Annotated in this window: 22 protein-coding genes; 3 read left to right on the top strand and 19 right to left on the bottom strand. The window is 66.8% G+C overall.

The annotated features are described in order from the left end of the window. The 12 genes from atpD to prmC all read right to left on the bottom strand — a co-directional run bounded on the left by atpD (window position 1) and on the right by prmC (window position 10607). Window positions 1–1464 carry a F0F1 ATP synthase subunit beta gene (atpD, locus tag ACEN2M_RS09280; protein WP_066593686.1) on the bottom strand — a complete coding sequence of 488 codons (1464 nt, stop codon included), beginning with the start codon at window positions 1462–1464 and terminating at the stop codon, window positions 1–3. A gap of 18 nt (window positions 1465–1482) precedes the next feature. Then, on the bottom strand, window positions 1483–2382 hold the full coding sequence (locus ACEN2M_RS09275; RefSeq protein ID WP_441647832.1) for a F0F1 ATP synthase subunit gamma: 900 nt from the start codon (window positions 2380–2382) through the stop codon (window positions 1483–1485). Between the two features lie 88 nt (window positions 2383–2470). Further along, window positions 2471–4108 carry a F0F1 ATP synthase subunit alpha gene (atpA, locus tag ACEN2M_RS09270; RefSeq protein ID WP_441647831.1) on the bottom strand — a complete coding sequence of 546 codons (1638 nt, stop codon included), beginning with the start codon at window positions 4106–4108 and terminating at the stop codon, window positions 2471–2473. A gap of 87 nt (window positions 4109–4195) precedes the next feature. Then, window positions 4196–4993, bottom strand: a complete 798-nt coding sequence (locus tag ACEN2M_RS09265) for a F0F1 ATP synthase subunit delta (RefSeq protein WP_441647830.1) — start codon at window positions 4991–4993, stop codon at window positions 4196–4198. Window positions 4994–4998: 5 nt separating this feature from the next. Further along, the gene (locus ACEN2M_RS09260) at window positions 4999–5556 is read right to left on the bottom strand and encodes a F0F1 ATP synthase subunit B (RefSeq protein ID WP_441647829.1); all 558 of its coding nucleotides are present in this window, start codon (window positions 5554–5556) and stop codon (window positions 4999–5001) included. Between the two features lie 11 nt (window positions 5557–5567). Continuing rightward, window positions 5568–5798, bottom strand: coding sequence for an ATP synthase F0 subunit C (gene atpE / locus ACEN2M_RS09255; RefSeq protein WP_088455448.1), 231 nt, complete (start codon window positions 5796–5798; stop codon window positions 5568–5570). Between the two features lie 57 nt (window positions 5799–5855). Further along, entirely contained in the window at window positions 5856–6641 is a 786-nt protein-coding gene (gene atpB, locus ACEN2M_RS09250) for a F0F1 ATP synthase subunit A (protein ID WP_441647828.1), read from the bottom strand. Window positions 6642–6819: 178 nt separating this feature from the next. Then, window positions 6820–7311 (bottom strand): hypothetical protein, encoded by a 492-nt coding sequence (locus ACEN2M_RS09245; protein WP_441647827.1) that lies wholly within the window; start codon window positions 7309–7311, stop codon window positions 6820–6822. Next, window positions 7308–8534, bottom strand: coding sequence for an MraY family glycosyltransferase (locus tag ACEN2M_RS09240; protein WP_441647826.1), 1227 nt, complete (start codon window positions 8532–8534; stop codon window positions 7308–7310). The genes ACEN2M_RS09245 and ACEN2M_RS09240 overlap by 4 nt, the downstream gene beginning before the upstream one ends. After that, complete coding sequence (locus tag ACEN2M_RS09235; RefSeq protein ID WP_441647825.1) at window positions 8531–9232, bottom strand: L-threonylcarbamoyladenylate synthase; 702 nt, start codon at window positions 9230–9232, stop codon at window positions 8531–8533. Before ACEN2M_RS09235 ends, ACEN2M_RS09240 begins: the two co-directional genes overlap by 4 nt. A gap of 56 nt (window positions 9233–9288) precedes the next feature. Beyond that, window positions 9289–9768, bottom strand: coding sequence for a GNAT family N-acetyltransferase (locus ACEN2M_RS09230; RefSeq protein ID WP_441647824.1), 480 nt, complete (start codon window positions 9766–9768; stop codon window positions 9289–9291). Further along, a complete protein-coding gene (gene prmC, locus ACEN2M_RS09225; RefSeq protein ID WP_441647823.1) occupies window positions 9765–10607 on the bottom strand; it encodes a peptide chain release factor N(5)-glutamine methyltransferase in 843 nt (280 codons plus the stop codon). The genes ACEN2M_RS09230 and prmC overlap by 4 nt, the downstream gene beginning before the upstream one ends. A gap of 136 nt (window positions 10608–10743) precedes the next feature. Here prmC and cysK point away from each other — a divergent pair, with 136 nt between their 5' ends. The 3 genes from cysK (at window position 10744) to ACEN2M_RS09210 (ending at window position 13453) form a co-directional block, all read left to right on the top strand. After that, a complete protein-coding gene (gene cysK / locus ACEN2M_RS09220; RefSeq protein WP_441647822.1) occupies window positions 10744–11679 on the top strand; it encodes a cysteine synthase A in 936 nt (311 codons plus the stop codon). A gap of 39 nt (window positions 11680–11718) precedes the next feature. Beyond that, entirely contained in the window at window positions 11719–12297 is a 579-nt protein-coding gene (gene epsC, locus ACEN2M_RS09215) for a serine O-acetyltransferase EpsC (protein WP_441647821.1), read from the top strand. 127 nt (window positions 12298–12424) lie between these two features. After that, window positions 12425–13453, top strand: a complete 1029-nt coding sequence (locus ACEN2M_RS09210) for an isopenicillin N synthase family dioxygenase (RefSeq protein ID WP_441647820.1) — start codon at window positions 12425–12427, stop codon at window positions 13451–13453. A 45-nt stretch (window positions 13454–13498) separates the two neighbouring features. Here ACEN2M_RS09210 and ACEN2M_RS09205 read toward each other — a convergent pair whose 3' ends face one another. The 7 genes from ACEN2M_RS09205 to lysA all read right to left on the bottom strand — a co-directional run bounded on the left by ACEN2M_RS09205 (window position 13499) and on the right by lysA (window position 23005). Continuing rightward, entirely contained in the window at window positions 13499–13981 is a 483-nt protein-coding gene (locus ACEN2M_RS09205; RefSeq protein ID WP_441647819.1) for a GNAT family N-acetyltransferase, read from the bottom strand. A gap of 97 nt (window positions 13982–14078) precedes the next feature. Further along, on the bottom strand, window positions 14079–15158 hold the full coding sequence (gene prfA, locus ACEN2M_RS09200; RefSeq protein ID WP_441647818.1) for a peptide chain release factor 1: 1080 nt from the start codon (window positions 15156–15158) through the stop codon (window positions 14079–14081). Next, a complete protein-coding gene (gene rho / locus ACEN2M_RS09195) occupies window positions 15158–17782 on the bottom strand; it encodes a transcription termination factor Rho (protein WP_441647938.1) in 2625 nt (874 codons plus the stop codon). The genes prfA and rho overlap by 1 nt, the downstream gene beginning before the upstream one ends. Window positions 17783–18127: 345 nt before the next feature. Beyond that, window positions 18128–19081 (bottom strand): homoserine kinase, encoded by a 954-nt coding sequence (gene thrB / locus ACEN2M_RS09190; RefSeq protein WP_441647817.1) that lies wholly within the window; start codon window positions 19079–19081, stop codon window positions 18128–18130. Continuing rightward, a complete protein-coding gene (gene thrC, locus ACEN2M_RS09185) occupies window positions 19078–20199 on the bottom strand; it encodes a threonine synthase (protein ID WP_441647816.1) in 1122 nt (373 codons plus the stop codon). Before thrC ends, thrB begins: the two co-directional genes overlap by 4 nt. Next, entirely contained in the window at window positions 20199–21536 is a 1338-nt protein-coding gene (locus tag ACEN2M_RS09180) for a homoserine dehydrogenase (RefSeq protein WP_441647815.1), read from the bottom strand. The genes thrC and ACEN2M_RS09180 overlap by 1 nt, the downstream gene beginning before the upstream one ends. Then, window positions 21533–23005, bottom strand: a complete 1473-nt coding sequence (lysA, locus tag ACEN2M_RS09175; protein ID WP_441647814.1) for a diaminopimelate decarboxylase — start codon at window positions 23003–23005, stop codon at window positions 21533–21535. Before lysA ends, ACEN2M_RS09180 begins: the two co-directional genes overlap by 4 nt. Window positions 23006–23027: the final 22 nt, after the last annotated feature.

Here is a 23027-nt window from a genome sequence, read left to right as displayed (position 1 = left end):
TTAGCCGTTCTCCTTCTGGATCTGAGCCCACTTCTCTTCCACGTCGCCGATGCCGCCGACGTTGAAGAAGGCCTGCTCAGACACATGGTCGAAGTCGCCGTTGGCGATCGCCGTGAAGGACTCGATGGTGTCCTTGAGCGACACCGTCGAACCCTCGACGCCGGTGAACTTCTTCGCCATGTAGGTGTTTTGCGACAGGAACTGCTGGATGCGCCGGGCGCGGGCCACGGTCACCTTGTCTTCTTCAGAGAGCTCGTCAACACCGAGGATCGCGATGATCTCCTGGAGTTCCTTGTTCTTCTGCAGGATCGCCTTGACGCGAACGGCCGTGTTGTAGTGATCGGCACCCAGGTAGCGGGGGTCGAGGATACGGCTGGACGAGGTGAGCGGGTCGACGGCCGGGTAGAGGCCCTTCGACGCGATCTCACGCGAGAGCTCGGTGGTGGCGTCGAGGTGCGCGAACGTGGTCGCCGGGGCGGGGTCGGTGTAGTCGTCGGCGGGCACATAGATGGCCTGCAGCGAGGTGATCGAGTGGCCACGGGTCGACGTGATGCGCTCCTGCAGGATGCCCATCTCGTCGGCCAGGTTCGGCTGGTAACCCACGGCGGACGGCATGCGGCCCAGCAGGGTCGACACCTCCGAACCGGCCTGGGTGAAGCGGAAGATGTTGTCGATGAAGAGCAACACGTCCTGCTTGGCGACGTCACGGAAGTACTCGGCCATGGTCAGCGCGGAGAGCGCGACACGCAGACGCGTTCCCGGCGGCTCATCCATCTGGCCGAATACAAGGGCGGTCTTGTCGAAGACGCCGGCCTCTTCCATTTCGCCGATGAGGTCGTTGCCCTCACGGGTGCGCTCGCCGACACCGGCGAACACCGACACACCACCGTGGTCCTGCGCAACACGCTGGATCATTTCCTGGATCAGCACGGTCTTGCCGACGCCGGCACCACCGAAGAGTCCGATCTTTCCACCGAGAACGTACGGCGTGAGCAGGTCGATGACCTTGATGCCGGTCTCGAACAGCTGGGTCTTGGACTCCAGCTGGTCGAAGGGCGGCGGCTTGCGGTGGATGGGCCAGCGCTCGGTGATCTCGATCTTCTCACCGGGCTTGGCGTTGAGCACCTCGCCGATGACGTTGAAGACGCGGCCCTTGGTGACGTTTCCGACCGGAACCATGATGGGCGAGCCGGTGTCCCGGACCTCCTGGCCGCGGACGAGTCCGTCGGTCGGGTTCAGGGCGATGGCGCGCACGAGGTCGTCACCGAGGTGCAGTGCGACCTCGAGGGTGATCTCGGTCGACTCGTCGCCAATGACGATGGTCGTCTTGAGCGCGTTGTACATGCCAGGGATCGAGTCGTGCGGGAACTCGATGTCCACCACGGGTCCCGTTACGCGGGCGATCCGGCCCACAGCGCCTGCTGTGTCCTCCGCGAGGACTGGCGCGATTGCGGTGTCAGTCATTGCTCTCTCTTCTCTGGGTTAGTTCTTGGCGGATGAGAGCGCGTCGGCTCCACCCACGATCTCGGAAATCTGCTGCGTGATCTCGGTCTGGCGCGCGTTGTTCGACAGCCGAGTGAAGTCCTTGATGAGCTTGTCTGCGTTGTCGCTGGCCGACTTCATGGCCTTCTGACGGCTGGCGTGCTCCGAAGCGGCCGACTGCAACATGGCGTTGAAGATGCGGCTTTCGATGTAGACCGGCAGCAGGGCGTCGAGCACCGTCTCGGGGTCCGGTTCGAATTCGTACAGCGGCAGCGTCGACGGCACGTCGCTGGCTTCACCCTCGACGACCTCCAGCGGCAGCAGGCGCACGACCTGGGGAACCTGGGTGACCATGCTCACGAAACGGTTGTAGACGATGTGGATCTCGTCGACGCCGCCGTCATCGGCTTCCCGCAGGAACGCGGACAACAGGGCGTCGCCGATCTCCTGGGCGGTGTCGAACTCCGGACGGTCCGTGCTACCGGTCCAGGATTCCTCGGACACGCGACGGCGGAAGCTGAAGTACGCCAGGGCCTTGCGGCCGACCAGGTAGTAGACGACGTCCTTGCCCTGGTTGCGCAGCAGTTCGCTGAGCTGCTCGGCCTCGCGCAGCACTTGGGAGCTGAAGGCTCCGGCCAGGCCGCGGTCGGATGCGAAGATCACGACTGCGGCGCGGTTGATGACCTCCGGCTCGGTCGTCAGCACGTGCTCGACGTTCGAGTAGGTGGCAACCGCGGATACTGCCTGCGTGATCGCCCGCGAATACGGGGTGGAAGCCGCGACTCGCGCCTGCGCCTTCTGGATGCGCGAAGCGGAGATCAACTCCATGGCCCGAGTGATCTTCTTGGTCGTCTGGGCAGACTTGATCTTCTGCCGGTAGACCCGAAGTTGCGCTCCCATGTGTCTCCTGTGCTTGCTTAGATATCGTGTCGATGAGTGTCAAGGGCTGCGGTTCGCGCCGCCGGGGCGCCGCGAACCGCGAGGCGCGTTAGCGCTTGTGCTTGACGATCTTTTCCTGGTTGACGTCTTCTTCCTTCGTCGCGACGAACTCTTCGCGGCCGACGGAAGCGAGCGGCTTGCCTTCACCGGTCTGGAACTCGCGCTTGAAGGCGTCGACCGCGGCGGCCAGCTCGGAGACGGTGTCGTCGGTGAGGACGTTCGTCTCGCGCAGCGTCGTGAGGATGCCGGTGGTGCGGGCGAGGAAGTCGAGCAGTTCGCGTTCGAACCGCAGGATGTCTTCGAGGGGAACCTCGTCGAGCTTGCCGTTGGTGCCGGCCCAGATCGAGACGACCTGGTCTTCGACGGGGTACGGCGAGTACTGCGGCTGCTTGAGCAGCTCGGTCAGGCGGGCGCCGCGAGCAAGCTGGCGACGGCTGGCCGGGTCGAGGTCGGAAGCGAACATCGAGAACGCCTCGAGCGAGCGGTACTGGGCCAGTTCGAGCTTGAGGGTACCGGAGACCTTCTTGATCGACTTGACCTGGGCGTCACCGCCGACTCGGGAGACCGAGATTCCCACGTCGACCGCGGGGCGCTGGTTGGCGTTGAAGAGGTCGGACTGCAGGAAGATCTGGCCGTCGGTGATCGAGATCACGTTGGTCGGGATGTACGCGGCAACGTCGTTGGCCTTGGTCTCGATGATCGGCAGGCCGGTCATCGAACCGGCGCCGAGCTCGTCGGAGAGCTTGGCACAACGCTCGAGCAGACGCGAGTGCAGGTAGAACACGTCGCCGGGGTACGCTTCGCGTCCCGGCGGGCGACGCAGCAGCAGCGACACCGCACGGTAGGCCTCGGCCTGCTTGGACAGGTCGTCGAAGATGATCAGAACGTGCTTGCCGGCGTACATCCAGTGCTGGCCGATGGCCGAGCCGGTGTACGGGGCGAGGTACTTGAAGCCGGCCGGGTCAGAGGCGGGGGCGGCGACGATGGTGGTGTACTCCATCGCTCCGGCATCCTCGAGCGCACCCTTCACCGAAGCGATGGTGGAGCCCTTCTGGCCGATGGCGACGTAGATGCAGCGAACCTGCTTGTTGGTGTCGCCGGACTCCCAGTTGGCCTTCTGGTTGATGATGGTGTCGACGGCGATGGCCGTCTTGCCGGTCTGGCGGTCACCGATGATCAGCTGGCGCTGGCCGCGACCGATCGGGATCATCGCGTCGATGGCCTTGATGCCGGTCTGCATCGGCTCGTGCACGCTCTTGCGGTGCATGACGCCGGGAGCCTGCAGCTCGAGGGCGCGACGGCCATCGGTTGCGATCTCGCCGAGACCGTCGATGGGGGCGCCGAGCGGGTCGACGACACGGCCGAGGTAGCCGTCACCCACGGGAACGGAGAGGACCTCGCCGGTGCGGTACACCTCCATGCCTTCGACGATGCCGGCGAACTCGCCGAGGACGACAACACCGATCTCGTCTTCGTCGAGGTTCAGCGCGAGGCCGAGGGTGCCGTCCGCGAACTTGATGAGCTCGTTGGCCATTACGCCGGGGAGACCCTGCACGTGGGCGATGCCATCGCCCGCGGTGGTGACGTAGCCGACCTCGGTCGTCGCTGCCTTGTTCGGCTCGTAGGACTTGACGAAGTCCTGGAGAGCGTCGCGGATCTCATCGGGGCTGATCGTTAGTTCTGCCATCATCTTCCCTTTTCTGTACAGCAGTACAGGCTTTGTCTTTTCGACACGTTACCGTCTCGAGTATGTGTGTTCTGGGTGACCCGGAGGTTACCCAGCAAGCTGCAGTCTCAAATCCTTGAGACGAGTGGCGACGCTGCCGTCAATGACGTCATCGCCGATCTGTACTTTGAGGCCGCCGACGACGGATGCGTCGATGACCTGGTTGAGGGCGACGTTACGTCCGTATCGTGCCGAGAGCGATGCGGCGAGGCGGTCCAGCTGCCCCGGCTGCAGCGCTGCCGCCACGGTGACCGTCGCGATGATGCTGTCGGCCTGGTCGGCGACGATGGTCGCCGCATCCGTGAGCAGCTCGCCGATGCGGCGGCCGCGAGGCTGCTGCACCAGGTGACGCACGATCACGAGGGTCTGGGCAGACACCTTGCCGGCCAGAAGCGCCTGGGTGAGCCCGACCTTGGCCGAGGCGGGCCCCAGCTTGCTGGTCAGGGCCAACTCGAGTTCGGCGTCCGAGGACACCGCCGCACCGAACATGAACAGTTCGGAGCGGATCGACACGTGCTGCTCAGCCGAATCCGCCGTGACGCGCAGAGCGAGTTCCTCGATCGCGGCCAGCAGGTCCTGGTGGCTCGACCAGCGGCCGCCGGCGACGATCAGCAGCAGTTCGAGGGCGGCGGGCGTGACCGTGGCACCGAAGACCGCACGAACGAGCGCGACCTTGTGGGACGCATCCGCAGACGAGTCGCCGAGAGCGGCGAGCAGCTGCGAGGAATCACCGATGACCCGACCGGCGTCGAACAGGTTCTCACCCGTCGCCAGATCAGCCCACTCGGCGTGGGCGGCGAGTGCCGCCCGCGACGTGGCCAAGGCTTCTCTGGTGGCGCTTCCCATGTGTCTTAGTTCTTTCCGGCCGAAGGGGCCGTGTTCTCGGTGGCTTCGATGTCGGCGAGGAACCGCTCGACCATGGCGCTTGCGCGCGCATCGTCGTTCAGGCTCTCCCCGATGACGCCGGAGGCGAGGTCGATGGCGAGGGATCCGACTTCACTGCGCAGTGACTGCACGGCGGCCTGACGTTCGGCCTCGATCTGTGCCTTCGCTGTTGCGGTGATTCGGTTGGCCTCAGCCGTTGCCTGTTCCCGGAGCTCGGCGAGGATACGCTGACCGTCGGCGCGAGCCTGCTCGCGGATCTGGCCCGCTTCGACGCGCGCGACGGCCAGCTGAGCGGTGTACTGATCGAGAGCAGCTTCCGCCTTCCGCTGGGCGTCGTCGGCCTTGGCGATGTTGCCCTCGATGGCCTCGGCCCGGTCGTCAAGGATCTGACGGAAACGCGGGATCGCGAAGCGCACGAAGAAGAACATGACAACCAGGAAGACAACAGCAGACCAGGTGATGTCGTAGATTTCGGGAAGGAACGGGTTGGTGTTCCCTTCCGCTGCGAGAACAAGCTCAGGCATTGTGGTAATCCCTAGACGAAGATGAAGAATACGGCAACACCGATGAACGCGAGGAGCTCGGTGAACGCGATGCCGAGGAACATGGTGACCTGGAGACGGCCGGCGAGCTCAGGCTGGCGAGCCATGGCTTCAACGGTCTTTCCAGCGACGATACCGATACCGATACCCGGGCCGATCGCGGCAAGTCCGTAACCTACGGTGGCGATGTTGCCGGTGATCTCGGCGAGAATGGTGGGTTCCACTAGGTGTTTCCTTTCAATCGAAAAACGACGTCGGTCGACGTAGCCAGTTCAGTAGTGTCAGTGCTCTTCAGCAACGGCTTGTTGCACGTACACGGCGGTCAGAAGGGTGAAAATGTACGCCTGGAGGATGAACACGGCGAACTCGACAAAGGTGAAGATGAACCCGAATGCGAGTGTTCCGATTCCGAAGAGCCCGACCAGTCCTCCAGCATTGAAGAAGAAGAAGCTTGTGGCTCCGAAGCAGAGAACGAGCAGCAGGTGCCCGACCATCATATTGAGCAGAAGTCGAAGGGCCAGCGAGAGCGGCCGCACGATGAAGATGTTGATGAACTCGATCGGCGCGAGCAGGATGTAGATCGGCCACGGCACACCGGCGGGGAACAGCGAGTTCTTGAAGAACTTCGCGGCGCCGAGCTGCTTGATGCCCGCGTAGATGAACACGACGTACGCCACCATGCCGAGCAGCAGCGGCATGGCGATGATCGCGGTGCCCGAGATGTTCAGGAGCGGGATGACGCCGGTGACGTTCATGGCGAGGATGCCGAAGAACATGCCCGCCAACAGCGGCAGGAAGCGGCGGCCCATTTCCTTGCCCAGGATCTGGTCGGCGATCTGCACCTGAACAAAGCCCAGGGCCAGTTCGGCGAGGCTCTGGCCGCGGCCGGGAACCCGGGAGGGCTTCCGCAGGGCGAGCCAGAAGAGGAGCATCATCACGGCGATGGCCAGAAGGCGAACCAGGATGATGCGGTTGATCTCGAAGGGCGTGTCTGCGAAGAACAGCGCGGGAAGGCCGAGAAATTCGCCAATCCCCGGAGCGTGGAATTCGCCATCCTCGGATGCCATGGGAATCAGCAAGTACGCAGCGTTAGACAACAGCGCTATCTCCTGTTTCTGTGCGGACGCACATAGGCGACAGTGGGGGAATTCGGTCTACGGCTCGGGGGCGCACACTGCCACCTGAGAGTGTTTTCACTTTACCAACAATCGCTCGCGGGTACTAATCGACGTGACCGCGCAGCGGTCAGGGCGCGGTCTCGTCCGGGACGTCCGGAAGGGTCACATTGCTCGCGTAGCCCAGACGTGATTTGAAGACCACAATCACGTCGATGAGCATGGTGCCGACGGCTCCGGCGATCACGGTGAGGAAGAGCACCATCGTCTGCACGAAGGGTGCGTCGCGCAGCAGGGCCAGGATGACGATGAAGACGACGATCTTCAGCAGCCAGGCCCCCATCACGATTCCGAAGAACGCGGCGATGTCGAATCGCATGGCGCCGATGATGCTGGCGGCGGTGATCGAGGCGAACAGAACGGCCAGGACCGTACCGATGAGGGCGCTGATGAGCCCTTCGGTGCCGGCGAACAGGTAGCCCAGTCCCCCGCCGATAACGGCGATCGCGATGGCCAGCAGGCCCGTGTAACGCAACACCTCGGTGAGGATCTTCTTGGCGTCCACCGGGGTGGTGCGCGGCGGTGTGGCGGGGGTCTCGGGGGTCACGGGTGCGGGGGTCATACAGGCTCCTTGGCGTCAGACGCCTCGTCGAGGGGATCAAGTCGGGCAATGGCGGGCACGCCGACGGCGCCGGTCACCGGCGCGAGCTGGCTGGCGGCCTCGATGGCCTTGCGGCGGCTCAGCGGGGCGAGGGTCACCACGGTGCAGATGACCAGGGCGCTCACCAGGAAGATGGTGGCCCACCAGGTGGGCAGGCCGAAGAACACCGGCAGTACGTAGTACAGCAGGCAGCCGACCGAGGCGGCGCCGGTCCAGCCGTAGAAGATCAGCACGGCGTGCAGGTGCGAGTGCCCCATGTCGAGCAGCCGGTGGTGCAGGTGCTTGCGGTCGGCGCTGAACGGCGATTTTCCGGCTCTCACACGCCGGAACACCGCCAGGCCGAAGTCGAGCAGCGGGATGATGAGGATCGCCACCGGCAGGATCAGCGGGATGAAGGCCGGGAACAGCTGGGACCGGTTGACCGCGGTGGGGTCGACCTGGCCGGTGATCGCGATGGCCGAGGTGGCCATCAAGAGGCCCACCAGGAGTGCGCCGGCGTCGCCCATGAACATCTTGGCGGGGTGCCAGTTCACCGGCAGGAAGCCCACGCAGGCGCCGACCAGGATCGCGGCGATGAGCGACGCCAGGTTGAAGTAGTTGGTGGGCGAGGTGTCCCGCACGAGCAGGTAGCTGTAGATGAAGAACACGCCGTTTGCGATCAGCGCGACCCCCGCGACCAGTCCGTCGAGCCCGTCGATGAAGTTGATCATGTTCATCACGATGACGATGGCCATGACCGTGATCACGATCGACATCCAGGACGACCCGACAGTGAGGCCGCCGATCGGGAGGGAGAAGACCTGCACGCCCTGCCACGCCACCAGGCCGGCGGCGATGAACTGGCCGGAGAGCTTGGTCATCCAGTCGAGATCCCAGATGTCGTCGGCCACACCGAGCAGCACGATCAGCAGGGCGGCGCCGAGGATGGCCATGATCTGGTGCGGGTCGGCGAAGATCAACCGCAACGGGGCGAACTGGGACGCCACCAGATAGGACACCCCGAAGGCCACCACAATGCCGAGGAACATGGCGATGCCGCCCAGCCGCGGGGTGGGCCTGGAGTGCACGTCACGTTCGCGGATCTTGGGGTACAACCGGTACTTGTGGGTGAGCTTGAGCACCACGATCGACATGAGGAAGGTCACGACGGCCGAAACGAGCGCCAGTAGGACGAATAGGGTCATTGCTCGCCCACCGGAGCAAGGGCATCGCCGATGACAGCCTCGATCGCGGCTCGGGAGATGACGCCGTTGCGCACGATGACGATCTTGCCGCCGTTGGTGTCGAAGCCGGTGGCGTCCACGATCGTGGAGGAGGTGTCGCCGGCGCGGTCGCCGATCGGCTCGTAGTCCAGGCCCGCCACTCCCCCGTCGAGGTAGACCGCGACGCTGATGCCGAGCATCTCTTCGGCGCCGATGACGTCGATGGCGGAGGGCAGACCGCTGGTGTTGGCACTCGAGACGGCGAGCGGTCCGGTCTCGGCCAGCAGGTCGAGGGCCACCTGGTTGCGCGGCATCCGCAGCGCCACCGTGCCGCGGGTTTCGCCGAGGTCCCAGACCAGGGACGACTGGGCGGTGAGCACCACGGTGAGGCCGCCGGGCCAGAACTCGGCGACCAGGGCACGCACGGGCTCAGGGATGTCCTGGGCGAGGGCGTCGAGGGTGGGGATCCCGGGGATCAGCACCGGCGGCGGCGACTGTCGGTCGCGGCCCTTGGCATCCAGCAGCTTCTGCACGGCCTCGGGGTTGAACGCGTCGGCGGCAATCCCGTACACGGTGTCGGTGGGGATGACGACGAGCGCACCGCGGCCGATCGCCGAGCGTGCCAGTCGCATGCCGGTCGAACGTTCCTCGTCGACCGAGCAGTCATAGATACGTGTCATCGGGCACGATTCTAGTGCAGCCCGCCTGTGAGGGCCTGGCGAGACGCGGTTCCTCATCAGCTCACGGGCGGAACGAGGGTTTTCTCCATCACGATTTTGGTGGGCTCGTAGGCGAGGGATGCATAGAGGGCCTGAGCCACAGCGTTGCGGGCGAAGACGTTCAGGGTGAGTTTGGCCGCACCCAGCCTGGCAGCTTCGGATTCAGCGAGCAGCATCGCCAGGCGGCCATGGCCGCGGCCCCTGAACCGTTCGAAAACCACAATGTCGAGGATCCACCAATTGGTGGGGTCGTCGGCCGGGCCGGCAGAGAGCCAGAGCACGCCGACATGCTCGTCGGCGACCCTGATCGAATAGACGTGCTGACCGGACGCGGGCCGTCCGTGCGGGAACTCACGCCGGGTGGCTTCGGTGGCCTTGTTCTCGGCAGCGGCCCGGCTGAGCCCGGCGGCCTCGAGGTCGTCGGTGTAGTCGGCCACACTGGACACCAACCACGCGGCGAGTTCGGCCTCTGAGACCGGGCGGAGTTCGCCGGTCACGGGCGCAGGGCCGTCGTGGTGCGATCGCGGGTGGTGAGGTCGCGGTGGGTGGCGGTGGCGCGCCAGCCGTCGGCATCCAGCAACGCCCGGATCTCGGCGCCCTGCAGCTCACCGTGCTCGATCGCGAGCACTCCCCCGGCGCGCAGCAACCGCAGGCCCGTCTGGGAGACCAACCGAACGACGTCGAGGCCGTCAGGTCCGCCGTACAGGGCATGGGCGGGGTCGAAGAGGCGCACCTCGGGGTCGCGCGGGATGGCGTCGGCCGGGATATACGGCGGGTTCGAGACCACCACGGCGACGGTGCCGTTGAGCTCGGGGAACGCCTCGGCCAGGTCGGCGAACACGAGGGTGGCGTTCCCGGCGCCCACCTCGGCGAAGTTGCGGCTGGTCCAGGGGAAGGCATCCGGCGAGTTCTCGCACGCGAAGACGCGGGCGTGCGGCACCTCGGTGGCCATGGCGAGGGCGATGGCGCCGCTGCCGGTGCCGAGGTCCACGCCGACGGGTTCGGGGTCCGCCATCGAGCGCAGGGCGTCGATGGCGATTTGGGCGACCCCTTCGGTCTCGGGGCGCGGCACGAAGACCCCGGGGCCGACGTTCAGCTCCAGGGACCGGAACGGCGCGCGGCCGGTGATGTGCTGCAGCGGTTCACGCTTGGCCCTGCGGTCGACGAGGGCGGCGATGGCGGACGCGTCGGCTGCGGTCAGGGCGGTGCCCATGATTGCTGCCGCCTGCACCTGGCCACGACTCTGGCCGAGGACGTGACCGATCAGGAGGTCGGCATCCACCTCGGCGTCTTCGATCCCCGCTCGGGCCAGTGTCTGGGAAGCCAGAGAGCGCAACTTGTCGACAGTCGTCGGAATATCGGATGGAGAGTCAGAGTTGCTATGCGGAGGCGTCACAAACTGGAATCTTACGCAACTCTCTGAGTATCGTCATGGCTCTAGGCTTAATACGAACCCGAGGAAAGGCTGACCGATGACCGCACGGATCTACTCAGACATTACCGAAACCGTCGGCGGCACCCCGTTGGTGAGGCTGAACCGGCTTCCCGGCGACTCCACCGCCACGGTGCTGGCCAAGCTCGAGTTCTACAACCCCTCCAGCAGCGTCAAGGACCGCATCGGGGTCGCCATCGTCGACGCCGCCGAGGCGTCAGGTGAGCTTCAGCCCGGCGGCACCATCGTGGAGGGCACCAGTGGCAACACCGGCATCGCCCTGGCCATGGTCGGCGCCGCCCGCGGCTACACCGTCATCCTGGCGATGCCTGAGACCATGAGCAAGGAACGCAAGATCCTGCTTCGCGCCTACGGCGCCGAACTCGTTTTGACCCCGGGCTCCGAGGGCATGCGCGGCGCCGTCGAGAAGGCCAAGGAAATCGTCGCGGCCACACCGGGTGCGATCTGGGCCCGTCAGTTCGACAACCCGGCGAACCCCGCCATCCACAAGGCCACCACGGGGGTGGAGATCTGGGACGACACCGACGGAGCCGTGGACCTGCTCGTGGCGGGCATCGGCACCGGCGGGACCATCACCGGCGCCGGTCAGCTGCTCAAGGAGCGCAAGCCCTCGGTGCGGATCATCGGCGTCGAGCCCAAGGACTCGCCCATCCTCAACGGCGGCGCCCCCGGCCCGCACAAGATCCAGGGCATCGGTGCCAACTTCGTGCCGAGCGTTCTGGACACCCACGTGTACGACGAGGTCACCGATGTGACCCTCGCCGACTCCGTGGCCACGGCACGGGCCCTGGCCACCGAGGAGGGCATCCTCGCCGGGATCTCCGGCGGCGCCGCGGTGTGGGCGGCCCTCCAGCAGGCCAAGCTGCCCGAGAACGCCGGGAAGACCATCGTCGTGATCGTGCCCGGTTTCGGCGAGCGGTACATCAGCACGGTGCTCTACGAAGATCTCGTCTAAGCCATTTTCCGCACGACCAAGTACAGACAGGTGCCCGGCATGGGAGTGTTCGCACGCGTTCGCGAGGACATCGCGATGGCGCAAAGGCACGACCCTGCCGCGCACAGCAAGGCGGAGGTGCTGCTCGCCTACAGCGGCGTGCACGCCGTGTGGGCGTACAGAATCACGCACCGTTTGTGGCAGCGCGGGCTGCGCCTGCCTGCCCGGCTGCTGTCGCAGTTCGCCAGGTTCCTCACCGGGGTGGAAATCCACCCCGGTGCGAGCATCGGCCGGCGCCTGTTCATCGATCACGGCATGGGTGTCGTGATCGGTGAAACCGCCGTGATCGGCGACGACGTGATGCTGTACCACGGGGTCACCCTCGGCGGGAAGAGCCGGCACGGGGTCGTCGCCGGCGCCCGCCGCCATCCGCAGCTGCACGACGGGGTCACCGTGGGCGCGGGGGCCAAGATCCTCGGTCCGATCACGTTGGGCGAGTGGAGCACAGTGGGTGCGAACGCCGTCGTCACCAAGGACGCCCCGGCCCGGTCGATTCTGCTCGGAATTCCCGCCCGCGCCCAGCCCGGCACCGCGGAAGAAATCAAGGCGGCACGCGGCCTGCTCAAATCCGGCCTCTGATCTCGCATCCGCGAGGTTTTCTGCGATACCGCGCCACCGTACGGCTGCTCTCCCGCAGGATCTTCGAACCCGGCAATCCTGTGTAACAACGGTTTTTTGCGGATTGCTTGTTGGCAGAATAGTTGTCATGACAACCTCAACTCCCGTTGGCGAATCCGCCGCTCTGTCTCTTCCGATCCTGGACCTGTCGCGTCTCGACGCCGGCGGAGCTGAGGCCGACGCCTTCCGGGCACAGTTGCGCGAGGTCACCCACGAGTACGGCTTCTTCTACCTCACCGGGCACGGCGTGCCGGCCGATCTGATCGAGCGGGTGATGACCACCTCCAGGGCCTTCTTCAACCTGCCCGAAGACGACAAGATGGCCATCGAGAACCTGCAGAGCCCGCACTTCCGCGGTTACACCCGGGTGGGCGGTGAACTCACCCAGGGCAAGGTGGACTGGCGTGAGCAGATCGACATCGGACCGGAGCGCCCAGCCCTCGACCTCACCGCCGATGACGCCGACTACCTGCGCCTGGAGGGCCCCAACCAGTGGCCGGTGAACCTGCCCGCCCTGGAAGAGGTCATGACCCAGTGGCGCGAGGAGCTGAACGCGGTGGCGCTGCGCCTGATGCAGGCGTGGGCCCTCTCGCTGGGTGCTGACGAGCACGTCTTCGACGAGGCGTTCGCCCACAAACCGTCGACACTGATCAAGATCGTGCGCTACCCGGGCAAGTCAGACCCCACCCCCAGGCAGGGCGTCGGAGCGCACAAGGACTCCGGTGTGCTCACGCTGTTGTTCGTCGAGCCCGGCAAGGGCGGCCTGCAGGTGGAGAAGGACGGCGAGTGGATCGACGCTCCGCCTTTGGACGGCGCGTTCGTGGTGAACATCGGCGAGTTGCTCGAGGTGGCGACGGATGGCTACCTCAAAGCCACTGTGCACCGGGTGATCTCCCCGCTGATCGGCACCGACCGTATCTCGATCCCGTTCTTCTACAGCCCGGCCCTGGATGCCACCATCCCGGTGCTGACCCTGCCCGAGGAGCTGCATGCCCCCGGCATCACCGTGGACCCGGAGAACCCCATCTTCGCGACCTACGGCGAGAACTCACTGAAGAGCCGCATGCGCGCACACCCTGACGTGGCGGCGATCCACCACTCCGACCTACTTAAGTAACACCCCGTCGTTGGTCGAGGTTGTCGAGACCCCGGGCGAATGTGCTCAGTGCAGCTCCTTCGCGAGCCAGTGCTCCGCATACGGTTCGGTGTTGAACGGGGCGACCTCCAGGTAACCGCAGCGGGCGTACAGCCGGCGCGCTTCGACCAGGTCGCTGCGCACGGTCAGCCTCAACCGGGTGAGCCTGGCGACTGTCGCGAGATCCTCCAGGTGTGCCAGCAGGCCGGCGCCGGCGCCGCTGCCCCGAGCGGCAGCGGCCACGTACACCCGGGTCAGTTCACCGATGCCGTCGCCGGCGAACCGCACGCCGCCGCACGCCACCGGCACGCCATCCAGCAGGCCGAGCACGAGCACACCGGTGTCGCCCTGCAGGTCGTCGCTGGGCTCATCCGCCATCGCCGCGTCGGTCTCGTCGGGCAGCGCTGCGCGGCCCCAATAGCGGCCGACGATGTCGTCGTAGTAGGCCCACAACATCGCCGCTGCGGCGGGCGCACCCGGGTCGGTCGTGACGAAGGTGAGCCCGGGCATGACGAAAAGCCTACTTGGCCCAAACCCGCGCACCGGCGCCGCTCACACAAAGAGGCGCCCCAGCCGGAGCTGGAGCGCCTCTTCGAACGAGCGGGACTTAGTCGTGGTCGCCGATCTCGGCGAGGCGGGTGGCCTCGTCCGCGGTGATGCACGAGTCGATGACGGCATCCAGGGCGCCGTTCATCACGGTGTCCAGGTTGTATGCCTTGTAGCCGGTGCGGTGATCCGCGATCCGGTTCTCGGGGAAGTTGTACGTGCGGATGCGCTCTGACCGGTCCATGGTGCGGATCTGTCCCTTGCGCACCAGCGAGGCGGCCTCGTCGATCTCTTCCTGCTGCCGGGCGAGAACGCGGGCGCGAAGCACTCGCATACCCGCTTCCTTGTTCTGCAGCTGGCTCTTCTCGTTCTGCATGGCCACCACGATCCCGGTGGGAAGGTGGGTGATCCGCACGGCGGAGTCCGTCGTGTTGACGGACTGGCCGCCGGGGCCGCTGGAACGGTAGACGTCGATCTTGAGGTCGTTCGGGTGCAGCTCGACCTCTTCGGGCTCATCCACCTCGGGGAAGACGAGAACGCCCGCCGCCGAGGTGTGGATGCGTCCCTGCGACTCGGTGGCCGGCACCCGCTGAACACGGTGCACACCACCCTCGTACTTGAGGTGCGCCCAGACGCCCTCCGCGGGGTCGGCCGAGTTGCCCTTGATGGCCAACTGGATGTCCTTGATGCCGCCGAGGTCGCTCGTGGTCTGCTCGATGATCTCGGTTTTCCAGCGCTTGGACTCCGCGTAGTGCAGGTACATGCGCAGGAGGTCGGCGGCGAACAGTGCGGACTCCGCACCGCCCTCCCCCATCTTGATCTCCATGATCACGTCGCGGGCATCGAGCGGGTCGCGCGGGATCAGCAGGCGGCGCAGCTTTTCGGCTGCGTCCTCCAGCTGGTCCACGAGCCCGGGGATCTCGTCGGCGAACGACTCATCCTCGTCGGCGAGTTCACGAGCGGCGTCGAGATTGTCGCCAATCTCTTTCCACTCGTTCCACGCGGCGATGATGCGGCTGAGCTCGGCGTAACGACGGTTGACCTTCTTGGAACGGGCGGGGTTCGCGTGCAACTCCGGGTCCGCCAACTGGGACTGCAGCTCGTCGTGCTCAGCCTGCAGAGTCAGGACAGACTCGAACATCAGTGATCCTTGTCTGACCCGTTCGGGGTCGGCATCGACTTCTGAACCTGCATCAGGAACTCGACGTTGGACGAGGTCTCCTTCAGCCGGCCCAGGATGACCTCGAGCGCCTGCTGCTGCTCGAGTCCGGCCAGCGCGCGGCGCAGCTTCCAGGTGATCTTGACCTCATCGGCGCTCATCAGCATTTCTTCGCGGCGGGTGCCGGATGCGTTGACGTCGACGGCCGGGAAGATGCGCTTGTCGGCCAGGTGGCGCGACAGGCGCAGCTCCATGTTGCCGGTGCCCTTGAACTCCTCGAAGATGACCTCGTCCATCTTGGACCCGGTCTCCACCAGCGCGGAGGCGAGGATGGTGAGCGAGCCACCGTTCTCGATGTTGCGGGCAGCCCCGAAGAAACGCTTGGGCGGGTACAGCGCGGATGCGTCGACACCACCGGAGAGGATGCGACCCGACGGCGGAGCCGTCAGGTTGTAGGCACGGCCGAGGCGCGTGATCGAGTCGAGCAGCACGACGACGTCGTGGCCCAGCTCCACCAGGCGCTTGGCACGCTCGATGGCGAGCTCGGCGACGGTGGTGTGGTCCTCGGCTGGACGGTCGAAGGTGGAGGCGATGACCTCACCCTTCACCGTGCGCTGCATGTCGGTGACCTCTTCGGGACGCTCGTCGACCAGGACGACCATGAGGTGGACCTCGGGGTTGTTCGTGGCGATGGCGTTGGCGATCTGCTGCATGACGATGGTCTTGCCGGCCTTGGGCGGCGCGACGATCAGGCCGCGCTGGCCCTTACCGATCGGGGCGACGAGGTCGATGATGCGCTGGGTCAGCTTGCCCGGCTCGGTCTCGAGGCGGAGGCGCTCCTGCGGGTAGAGCGGGGTGAGCTTCTGGAACTCGACGCGGGTGGCGGCTTCCTCGACGGTCAGACCGTTGATGGAGTCGACCTTGACGATCGCATTGTACTTCTGGCGGCCGCTCTGGTCGCCCTCGTGCGGCTGACGGATCGAGCCGACGACGGCGTCACCCTTGCGCAGGTTGTACTTCTTGACCTGGCCGAGCGAGACGTACACGTCGCTGGCGCCGGGCAGGTAGCCGGAAGTGCGCACGAACGCGTAGTTGTCGAGAACGTCGAGGATGCCCGCAACCGGGATGAGCACGTCATCGTCGGTCAGCTCGGGCTCGAAGTCGTCGTTGGTCGTGGCGCCGCGACGCTTGCGGTCACGGAAACGGCTGCGGTTGTTGCGGCCGTTCAGCTCGTCCTCTGGACCGGCGTTGCGGTCCAGGCCCTGACGTTCCTGCTGGGCGCGGTCGCTCTGCTGGCGGTCGCTCTGCTGGCGGTCGCCCTGCTGACGGTCGTTCTGGCGGTCGTTCTGACGGTCCTGCTGGCCCTGGCCGCGGTTGCCGCCCTGGCGCTGGTTCTGCTGACGGTCGTCGCCGCGGTCGTCGGCGGCCTGCGGGGCACGGTCGCCCTGGGCACGGTCGCCCTGGTTGCGGTCGCCCTGCGCGCGGTCGCCCTGGTTGCGGTCGCCGCCGCGGCTGCGGTTGCGGCTGCGGCCCTGACGGGGCTGCTCGGCCTGCTCGGACTGCTCGTCGGTCTGCTCGGTGGAGCTGGTGTCGGCCTGTTCGGTCGCCTCAACCTGCTCGGCCGGCTCGGCCTGTTCGGTCGGCGCTGCCTGCTCGGCACGGGCACCGCGCTGGTTGCGCTGGCGTCCGCCGCGCTCGTTGCGCTCGGCACGCACGACGCCCTCGGGGCGCTGGATGCGGGACTCGGTGCTCTCGGCGCTCACGGTCTCGGTGGAGTCGGTCTCTGCCGGTGCGGCGTCGATCGTCTCGACGGGGGCCTCGTAGCCGTCCTCGTCGTTCTGCGCGTCGATCATGGCGCGCGCGTCGAAGGCGTTGCGGGCGGTGGAGGCGTTGTTGTTGCGGTTGCCGCCGTTGCGGCCACCGTTGCGGTTCTCGTTGCGGTTGTCGTTGCGCGACTCGTTGCGGTTCTCGTTGCGCGAGTTGCCGCGACGGTTGCGGCCGTTGCCGGCCTGCTCTGTGGCCGGCTCGGCGACCACGGCGACGGCCTCGGCGACAGGGGCGGCGGCTTCGGCGGCGTTCGCCTTGGCGACGGCCTCGGAGATGGCGGCCTCGGTGATGGTGGCGGTGCTGGCGCGCTTGCGGGCCTGGCGAACCGGCTTCTCGACCACGGGGGCGTCGGCGACGAGGTTGTCGGAGGCTCCCTTGTCGGAGGCGCCGGCGTAGGTAGTGGGGGCCGTGGTCTTGCGGGTCTTCGCAGCCTCGGGAATGATCAGGCCGAGGCCCAGGTCGCCGTCGGCGTTGACGTGGGCGACAGCGGGTGCCGAGGTGGCGGTGCTGACACGACGGGAGACGCGCTTCTTCGGCGCGGCCTCGACGGCTGCGTCGGAGACGGCGGCGGCGGCGGCGGCCTCTACGGGCGCGACCTCTGCCGGTGCGTCGGTGACGGCAGCGGCGGGCGCGGCCGACTCGGTCGCGTGGGACTGGTTCGCGGTGATTGCGTCCACGAGCTCTCCTTTACGAAGTTTGGATGCGCCCTGAATACCCAGTTCGCCCGCCAGAGCCTGAAGCTCGGCGACGCGAAGGGTAGAGAGGCGTGAGATGTCCACGCCATCGGCGTGGAGGTTGACGTTGGTCACGAAGTCTTGTCCTTTCCCCTGGCTCTTACGAATTGGCCAGAGAAGATGTTGCAGCGCCTAGTGCGCTGCGGGTGATCCAGTCCCACACAGAGGCGGATTGGAGTGAACACACACAGCCACGCACGAATACGCGATAGCGGTGAGTTACAGGGAATACACCAGAGAACAGATCCGCGGTGGCGGTTTCTATCGGGTGCGCAACCACTCTAGCAGGTTCGCACCGCACTTCGCGCTCGGGCGACACGACCGTAAACCTGACCCGAGCCCCGCCCTGCTCGGGACGGGGCTCGGGTCAGAGCGTGCGACTGCTTCGACCTAGGCGTCGGTGCGGATGACCGTGGCGCCCTTGAAATCGACGGCCAGCATCAGCGTCTGCCAGGGCGTCTCGCTCGTCTGGGCCACCAGCTCGGCGGCCACCAGGCGCTGCCCGGGGTCGCTGGCCAGAACCAGGATCGACGGGCCGGCGCCGGAGACCACGGCCGCGAAGCCGTTCTCCCGCAGCAGGGTGATCAGGCGGTTGGTCTCGGGCATGGCCGCGGCGCGGTAGCTCTGGTGCAGCTTGTCCTCGGTGGCGGCGAGCAGCAACTCCGGGCTCTGGATGAGCGCGGCGATCAGCAGGGCGGACCTGGACAGGTTGAAGACGGCGTCGGCGTGCGGCACCGAGACCGGCTGCAGGCTGCGGGCCAGCGCCGTGGACATGGCGTGCACGGGCACGAAGACCATCGGCGAGACGCCGCGGTGCACCATCAGCTTCTTGTGCTTGGGACCCTCCGGGGTCATCCAGGCGATGGTCAGGCCGCCGAACAGGGCGGGCGCCACATTGTCGGGGTGCCCCTCCATCTCGGTGGCGAGCACGAGAAGCGCGTCGGAGTCGATGTCGACGATGCCCTCGAGCAGGCCCTTGGCGGCCATGATGCCCGAGACGATCGCGGCGCCGGACGACCCCATGCCGCGGCCGTGCGGGATCACGTTCTCGGCCACCAACTTCAACCCCGGCAGGGGAATGTCGTAGGCGGCGAAGGTGTGCGCGATGGCACGCACCACGAGGTTGGTCTCGTCGGTGGGCACCTCCCCGGCGCCGATGCCGTGCACCTCAACGAACACGCCGTGTTCGTCGGTCACTTCCACCTGCAGGTGGTCGTAGTGCGCGAGGGCGAGCCCCAGGGTGTCGAAGCCGGGGCCGAGGTTCGCGGTGGTGGCCGGAACCTTCACGACGACCGAACGGCCGGCGAGCGCGTTGCGTCCCACGACGGGGAGCGCCGTGGTCATTTCTGGCCCAGACCCAACAGCTCGGCGATGGCAGCGGTGTCCACGGGAACGATCGTGGGCTTCACGTCGCTGCCGTCCGCGGTGCGAAGTGCCCACTGCGGGTCCTTCAGGCCGTGGCCGGTGACGGTGAGCACCACGGTGGCGCCGGCGGGGATCTTGCCGGCGTCGGCGCGTTCGAGAAGGCCCGCGACGCTGATCGCGGAGGCCGGCTCCACGAAGATGCCCACCTCGGCGGAGAGGATGCGGTAGGCCTCGAGAATCTTCTCGTCGCTGATCGCGCCGAAGTAGCCGTCGCTCACCTCACGGGCGTTCAGGGCGAGGTCCCACGAGGCCGGGTTGCCGATGCGGATGGCGCTGGCGATGGTCTCGGGGTGCTCCACGCGGTGACCGAGCACGATCGGGGCGCTGCCCGCGGCCTGGAAGCCGAACATCCGCGGCAGTTTCGTGGTGGCGCCGCGCTCGAGCTCTTCGCTGTAGCCGCGGAAGTAGGCGGTGTAGTTGCCGGCGTTGCCGACCGGGACGATGTGGAAGTCCGGGGCGTCTTCGAGAACCTCGACGACCTCGAAGGCCGCGGTCTTCTGGCCCTCGATGCGGTCGGGGTTGACCGAGTTGACCAGGTGCACAGGGTAGTTCTTGGCGAGGTCGCGGGCGATGTCGAGGCAGTCGTCGAAGTTGCCCTGCACCTGCAGCAGCTGCGCGTTGTGCGCGATGGCCTGGCTGAGCTTGCCCATGGCGATCTTGCCCTCGGGCACCAGCACGACGGCCTTGATGCCGGCGTGGGTGGCGTAGGCGGCGGCGGATGCCGAGGTGTTGCCGGTGGAGGCGCAGATGACGGCCTTGGCGCCGTCTTCGACGGCCTTGGAGATGGCCATCGTCATGCCGCGGTCCTTGAACGACCCGGTGGGGTTCATGCCTTCGTACTTCACCCACACCTTGGCGCCGGTGCGCGCAGACAGCGCGGCGGCGGGGATCAGCGGGGTGCCGCCCTCGCCGAGGGTGATGATCGGGGTGGCGTCGCTGACGTTCAGCCGGTCGGCGTACTCGCGCAACACACCGCGCCACTGACGGGACTGGGTCAAGACCCTCTGGTGCTGACCGGTCTCTCGTTCGCTGGACATCAGACTCCTTCAACTCTCAAAACGGATGCGACATTGGTGACGACACTGTTGGCGGCAAGGTCGTTCACGGTCGCGGCAAGCGCAGCCTCCGTGGCCTCGTGCGTTCCAATGACTAGGGTAGCTGTGCCCGACACGGGCTCGTGACTGGCTGTTCCGGGTGTTTCAGGCGTCATCGACTGCTCGACCTGGGCGAGCGAGACGTTGTTTTTGCTGAACACTCCGGCGATCGTGGCGAGCACGCCGGGCTCGTCCGTCACCTCGAGGGTCACGGCGTAACGCGTGGTGACCTTGCCGATGTCGAGCACCGGCAGGTCGGCGTGGCTGGAGGCGGCGTAGCCGGGGCCGCCCATGACGTGGCGACGGGCAACGGAGACGAGGTCACCGAGCACGGCGGAGGCGGTCTGCACTCCCCCGGCGCCTGCGCCGTAGAACATCAGCGGACCGGCGGCCTCGGCCTCGACGAAGACGGCGTTGTTGGCGCCGTGCACAGAGGCGAGCGGGTGGCCGCGGTGCACCATCGCGGGGTACACGCGGGCGGAAACCCCATGTTCGCCGGTCACCGGGTCGGTGAGGCGTTCGCAGATGGCGAGCAGCTTCACGACGTAGCCGGCCTTCCTGGCCGACTCGATCTGCTGCGGAGTGATCTGAGTGATGCCCTCGCGGTAGACCTTGTCGAGGGGAACGTTGGTGTGGAAAGCGAGGCTGGCCAGCAGCGCGGCCTTCTGCGCGGCGTCGTAACCTTCGATGTCGGCGGTGGGGTCGGCTTCGGCGTAGCCGAGCTCGGTGGCGGTGGCGAGGGCCTCGTCGAGGGTGTCGCCGGCCACATCCATGCGGTCGAGGATGAAGTTGGTGGTGCCGTTGACGATGCCGAGGATGCGGTTGACGGTGTCGCCGGCGAGGCTGTCGCGCAGCGGACGAACGATGGGGATGGCCCCGGCCACGGCGGCCTCGTAGTTGAGCTGGGCGCCCACCTGGTCGGCGGCTTCGAAGAGTTCGGCGCCGTGCTGGGCGAGCAGCGCCTTGTTGGCGGTGACCACATCGGCGCCGGAGTTGATGGCCGTGAGGATGTAGCTGCGAGCGGGCTCGATGCCGCCCATCAGCTCGATCACGATGTCGGCGCCGAGGATCAGCGAGTCGGCGTCGGTGGTGAGCAGCTCACGGGGCAGGTCGACGGTGCGCGGGGCGTCGAGATCGCGCACCAGAATGCCGACGAGCTCGAGGCTCGCGCCCACCCGGTTGGCGAGCTCGTCGCTGTGCTCGAGCAGCAGGCGGGCCACCTGAGCACCGACCGAACCACCGCCGAGCAGGGCGACGCGCAGATTGCGGTATTCGATCATCGGGTTGTTTCCTTCACATCTTCGCTAGTCGTACTTGTCAAGCCCCCACCGCTGGTCGAGCTTGTCGAGACCCCGTTGGTCGAGCGTGTCGCCACGCCCACGTCCCGCGCCAGCAGATCGTCGATCGTCTCCCCACGAACGATGACCCTGGCTTCGCCGTCGACGACCGCTACAACAGCCGGCCGCCCCAAATAGTTGTAGTTGCTCGCCAACGACCAGCAGTACGCGCCGGTCGCGGGCACCATCACCAGGTCGCCAGGTGCCACGTCCCCGGGCAGGTAGTCGGCGTCCACGACGATGTCGCCGCTTTCGCAGTGCTTGCCGGCGATGCGCACCAGGGCGGGCTCGGCATCCGACACCCGGTCGGCCAGGCGCACCGAGAAGTCGGCGCCGTAGAGTGCGGGGCGGGCGTTGTCGCTCATGCCGCCGTCGACGCTCACGTAGAGCCGGGTGGCCTCGCCGACGCGCACAGGCTTGGTGGTGCCCACCTCGTAGAGGGTCACGCCCGCTCGTCCGATGATCACCCGGCCCGGTTCGATGGCGATCACGGGCAGCTGGATGCCGCGGCGGGCGCATTCGGCGGCGACGATGTCGGCCAGGCCCGCGGCCAGGTCGCCGATCGGGCTGGGGTCGTCTGCACTGGTGTAGGCGATGCCGAAGCCGCCGCCGAGGTTGAGCTCGGGCACCGGACCGTCGGCGAGCAGCTCGGCGTGCAGGCTGAGCAGGCGCGACGCCGACTCGGCGAAGCCGTCGACGCCGAAGATCTGCGAGCCGATATGGCAGTGCAGGCCGAGGAAGTTGAGGCTGCCCTCGGCGCGGATCGCGGCGACCAGGGCCGGGGCGTCTTCGAAGACCACACCGAACTTCTGGTCTTCGTGCGACGTGGCCAGGAATTCGTGGGTGTGCGCGTGCACGCCGCTGTTCACGCGCAGCCGCACGTTCTGCACGGTGCCGTGCCGGCGGGCGGCGTCGGCGACGCGCACGATCTCGATCGGGCTGTCGATGATGATCGTGCCGACGCCCACGCGGGTGGCGTCGTCGATCTCGGCGACCGACTTGTTGTTGCCGTGGAAGCCGATCCGGCCGGGCGTGACGCCGGCGGCTAGGGCCACGGCGAGTTCGCCGCCGCTGCAGACGTCGATGTTCAGGCCGGCGTCCACCATCCAGCGCGCGACCTCGGTAGAGAGGAAGGCTTTGGCGGCGTAATACACCTTGACGGTGGTGCCGATGCGGGCGAACTCGGTGTCGAAGGCGGTGCGGAGCTCGGTGGCGCGGCCGCGGGCATCCGTTTCGTCGATCACATAGAGCGGGGTGCCGAACCGGGCCGCGAGATCGGGGGCGCTGACGCCGCCGATCGTGATGGCGCCGGAGTCGGTGCGGTGCGCAGATTGGGGCCAAAGGCCGTCGGCGAGCGTGTTGGCGTCAGCGGGGAAACTGAGCCACTCGGGGGCGAGTGGATTATGGGCCACGGGTGAAAACCTCACAGGAGTC

This window comes from Cryobacterium sp. W22_MBD10_FK3, from assembly GCF_052113745.1.
Taxonomy (GTDB): domain Bacteria; phylum Actinomycetota; class Actinomycetes; order Actinomycetales; family Microbacteriaceae; genus Cryobacterium.
The sequence above is the reverse complement of the archived record's forward strand: the minus strand, read 5'-3'. Positions and strand labels throughout refer to the sequence as shown.

Excerpts from the sequence above, each read along its gene's own strand:
- epsC (WP_441647821.1), top strand. The coding sequence starts at position 11,719 with ATGGGAGTGTTCGCACGCGTTCGCGAGGACATCGCGATGGCGCAAAGG.
- ACEN2M_RS09265 (WP_441647830.1), bottom strand. The coding sequence starts at position 4,993 with ATGGGAAGCGCCACCAGAGAAGCCTTGGCCACGTCGCGGGCGGCACTC.
- thrC (WP_441647816.1), bottom strand. The coding sequence starts at position 20,199 with ATGTCCAGCGAACGAGAGACCGGTCAGCACCAGAGGGTCTTGACCCAG.
- prfA (WP_441647818.1), bottom strand. The coding sequence starts at position 15,158 with ATGTTCGAGTCTGTCCTGACTCTGCAGGCTGAGCACGACGAGCTGCAG.
- ACEN2M_RS09240 (WP_441647826.1), bottom strand. The coding sequence starts at position 8,534 with ATGACCCTATTCGTCCTACTGGCGCTCGTTTCGGCCGTCGTGACCTTC.
- ACEN2M_RS09245 (WP_441647827.1), bottom strand. The coding sequence starts at position 7,311 with ATGACCCCCGCACCCGTGACCCCCGAGACCCCCGCCACACCGCCGCGC.
- atpD (WP_066593686.1), bottom strand. The coding sequence starts at position 1,464 with ATGACTGACACCGCAATCGCGCCAGTCCTCGCGGAGGACACAGCAGGC.
- cysK (WP_441647822.1), top strand. The coding sequence starts at position 10,744 with ATGACCGCACGGATCTACTCAGACATTACCGAAACCGTCGGCGGCACC.
- ACEN2M_RS09210 (WP_441647820.1), top strand. The coding sequence starts at position 12,425 with ATGACAACCTCAACTCCCGTTGGCGAATCCGCCGCTCTGTCTCTTCCG.
- ACEN2M_RS09275 (WP_441647832.1), bottom strand. The coding sequence starts at position 2,382 with ATGGGAGCGCAACTTCGGGTCTACCGGCAGAAGATCAAGTCTGCCCAG.
- atpA (WP_441647831.1), bottom strand. The coding sequence starts at position 4,108 with ATGGCAGAACTAACGATCAGCCCCGATGAGATCCGCGACGCTCTCCAG.
- thrB (WP_441647817.1), bottom strand. The coding sequence starts at position 19,081 with ATGACCACGGCGCTCCCCGTCGTGGGACGCAACGCGCTCGCCGGCCGT.
- ACEN2M_RS09235 (WP_441647825.1), bottom strand. The coding sequence starts at position 9,232 with ATGACACGTATCTATGACTGCTCGGTCGACGAGGAACGTTCGACCGGC.
- ACEN2M_RS09205 (WP_441647819.1), bottom strand. The coding sequence starts at position 13,981 with ATGCCCGGGCTCACCTTCGTCACGACCGACCCGGGTGCGCCCGCCGCA.
- ACEN2M_RS09180 (WP_441647815.1), bottom strand. The coding sequence starts at position 21,536 with ATGATCGAATACCGCAATCTGCGCGTCGCCCTGCTCGGCGGTGGTTCG.
- ACEN2M_RS09260 (WP_441647829.1), bottom strand. The coding sequence starts at position 5,556 with ATGCCTGAGCTTGTTCTCGCAGCGGAAGGGAACACCAACCCGTTCCTT.
- atpB (WP_441647828.1), bottom strand. The coding sequence starts at position 6,641 with ATGGCATCCGAGGATGGCGAATTCCACGCTCCGGGGATTGGCGAATTT.